At 48.3% G+C, this 2,743-nt stretch carries 3 protein-coding genes and 1 pseudogene; all 4 read right to left on the bottom strand.

All coding sequences use genetic code 11. The features are described 5' to 3' along the window. Positions 1–218: 218 nt before the first annotated feature. Positions 219–674, bottom strand: coding sequence for an ABC transporter permease (locus FYJ34_RS11445; RefSeq protein ID WP_235899499.1), 456 nt, complete (start codon positions 672–674; stop codon positions 219–221). Positions 675–680: 6 nt separating this feature from the next. After that, positions 681–1,154: an ATP-binding cassette domain-containing protein gene (locus tag FYJ34_RS13235; protein ID WP_416389718.1), complete on the bottom strand. Its 474-nt coding sequence runs from the start codon at positions 1,152–1,154 to the stop codon at positions 681–683. A 382-nt stretch (positions 1,155–1,536) separates the two neighbouring features. After that, positions 1,537–2,185, bottom strand: a pseudogene (locus FYJ34_RS13230) (ATP-binding cassette domain-containing protein). Positions 2,186–2,254: 69 nt separating this feature from the next. Further along, positions 2,255–2,743: substrate-binding domain-containing protein (locus tag FYJ34_RS11435; RefSeq protein WP_154478919.1), on the bottom strand; the 489-nt coding region annotated here is incomplete at its 5' end.

Raw genomic sequence — 2,743 nt, 5'->3', positions numbered from 1 at the left:
GAACGCTGAACGGATTATGGTATCTACGGTGGGAATGCCGGCGCTGATCGCAACCTTTGCAACGCAGACGATCTTTGCGGACTTGCTACCTTCTCAGTGGCGGAAGCCCAACCCGGACCGTAACGATCAGAAGCAGAAAATATTGAAGCTTCCCACGGCAAAGCAGATGATCATAATGATGACCGGGACCGGAATGGGACCTACGTACCCCTGTCCGATCATTTTAAACTTCTCGGTAAACCCGTTGATGGGGCTTCCGCCACTGAGAGGTAGGCAAGTCCCGCAAAGATCGTCTGCGTTGCAAAGGTTGCGATCAGCGCCGGCATTCCCACCGTAGATACCATAAATCCGTTCAGCGTTCCGATCAGTGTGGCAACCACCAGGGAAAGCAGGATGGCCACATACATATTCAGTCCGTTATGCACCATGAAATACGCACACAGGATATTTACAAAGGTAATGATAGAACCGGTCGCCAGATCGATCCCTCCCAGAAGGATGACAAAGGTCATACCGATGGATGCGATTCCGTACATGGAAACCTGACGCGCAATGGTGATCAGGTTGTTGGGTGTGATAAATCTTGGATTTGCGATGGTAAACGCGATAAACAGCAGAACAAACACCACCCAGATCGCCTTATCCTTGATGTGATACAATACTTTGTTATTCATAATCCATTAAACCTCCTTGATTTCTGCTGCTGACGCAAATGCCATAATGGTGCTCTGGTCAAACTCACCTTTTTCCAGCTCCCCGGTCATCTTGCCCTCTGCCAGCACGATAATCCTGTCCGACATCCCCATCAGCTCTTCCATCTCCGACGAGATCAGCAGAATCGTCTTGCCCTCTTTTTCTACCAGCTCATTCATTAATTTGTAGATCTCATACTTGGCTCCCACGTCGATCCCTCTGGTAGGTTCATCAAAAATCACCAGCTGGGAATTTGCCGCCATCCATCTTGCCAGGATCACCTTCTGCTGATTTCCTCCGCTCAGGTTTTCACCAGCTGATGCAGCGAAGGGTTTTGATGGCAAGATCTCTTTATATCTTTGGGCAACCTCCATCTCTTTTTTGGAATGAATGACGCCCAATGTTGAATTTCTCTCATAAATCGGCATGTTGATATTGTTTTTGATGGATATCCCAAGCATAGCTCCATGCCGCTTACGATCCTCCGGAACCAGCGCGATTCCCAGATCTATTGCTTCCCTTGGACTTTTCGGGTTGATTCTTTTCCATTGAAGAAAATCTGCCCTGATTTTTTCTTGGCCGCTCCAAAGATCAGCTGCGCCAGCTCTGTCCGCCCGGCGCCCACCAGGCCTCCCAGGCCAGGATCTCCCCTTTATGGAGCTTCAGGCTGATATCTTCATCACCGTTCCTGTAACATGCTTCAGTTCCAAAACCACATTCTTGTGGCGATACAGTTTTCTCTGGCGGGGATAGGATTCTGTCAGCTCTCTTCCACCATCAGATGGATCAGTTCCTCCACCTGGCTTTCTTTTGTGATCAGCGTCTTGATATATTCCCCGTCTCTTAGCCACCACGATCCTGTCGGACAGCGAATAGATCTCTTCCAGTCTGTGGGAAATATAGATGATAGAGATTCCCGTCTTTCCTCAGTCTCTCCACCACTTCAAACATGCTTTCCACCTCTGCGCTGGTCAGAGGCGCAGACGGCTCGTCCATGATCAGCACCTTTGCATTTTGCTGGATCGCTTTTGCGATCTCCACCATCTGCTGATAGCCTACCGTCAGGTTTTTCATGAGTGTTTTGGGATTGATCTTGATGTGCAGCTGGGCAAAGGCCTTTTCCGCCTCTCTTTCCATCGCCGCCCTTGTCTACGATAATCCCTTTTCGGATGGGTCTTCCCAAAAACAGGTTTTCTGCTGCCGACAGTTCCGCCACATTATTAAACTCCTGATAGATGATGGCGATCCCGTTTTCTGCCGCCAGCTGCGGGGTCATACTGTCATATTCTCTTCCATTTACGATGATTTTTCCTGATGTGGGGATCACTGCTCCGGAACACGTCTTGATCAACGTGGATTTTCCTGCTCCATTTTCCCCGATCAACGCAAGAATTTCTCCCTTTTTCAGTTCCAGGGAAACATCTTTCAACGCTACAACGCCCGGATATTCTTTTCTTATGTGCTGTAGCTGCAATACGTATTCTTCACTCATACCGTTCTCCCGTTTTATATTCATTGGAGGCGGACAAAGCCGCCTCCACTTACGATCTGTTATTTCTTCTTACTTCTTGTCATAATCTGCCAGGTATTCATCTACATTGTCTGCATTGATGACTACAAATGGTCTGAAGATATTGTGTTTCTCTCCGGAGAAGTCGTCTCCGTTCAGGATCTTTTCATACATACCCACACAAGCTTTTGCTGTTCTTGTGTTGGATCCTTCAAATCCAACGGTCGTATTGGAAGCTTCTTTTCCGCTCTTAATGGCTCTCATCTGCTGCTCTGTTGCATCACCGGAGAAGATACCGCAGTCTTCCGGAATATTTCCGTTGTATTTTGTCAGAAGCGCCTGGTTTGCTCCGATATCAGATCCTGCTCCGATGGTTACAAACACTTTACAGTTGGGATGTGCCTGAAGTACCGTCTCTACGTTGGTCTGTGCGTCATTTGCTTCCAGTCCCTCGATCTGTGCAACTACTTCATACTTGCCTTCTGCGCCTTTCAGTCCTTCCAGGATACCGTTCTCTCTTTCCAGAAGGATCGGTGTCTG

This window comes from Suipraeoptans intestinalis, from assembly GCF_009696485.1.
Lineage (GTDB): Bacteria > Bacillota > Clostridia > Lachnospirales > Lachnospiraceae > Suipraeoptans > Suipraeoptans intestinalis.
This window is presented reverse-complemented; position numbering and strand designations above follow the sequence as displayed.

Coding starts and splice junctions, on each gene's coding strand:
- FYJ34_RS11445 (WP_235899499.1), bottom strand. CDS start 674: ATGAATAACAAAGTATTGTATCACATCAAGGATAAGGCGATCTGGGTG.
- FYJ34_RS13235 (WP_416389718.1), bottom strand. CDS start 1,154: ATGCTTGGGATATCCATCAAAAACAATATCAACATGCCGATTTATGAG.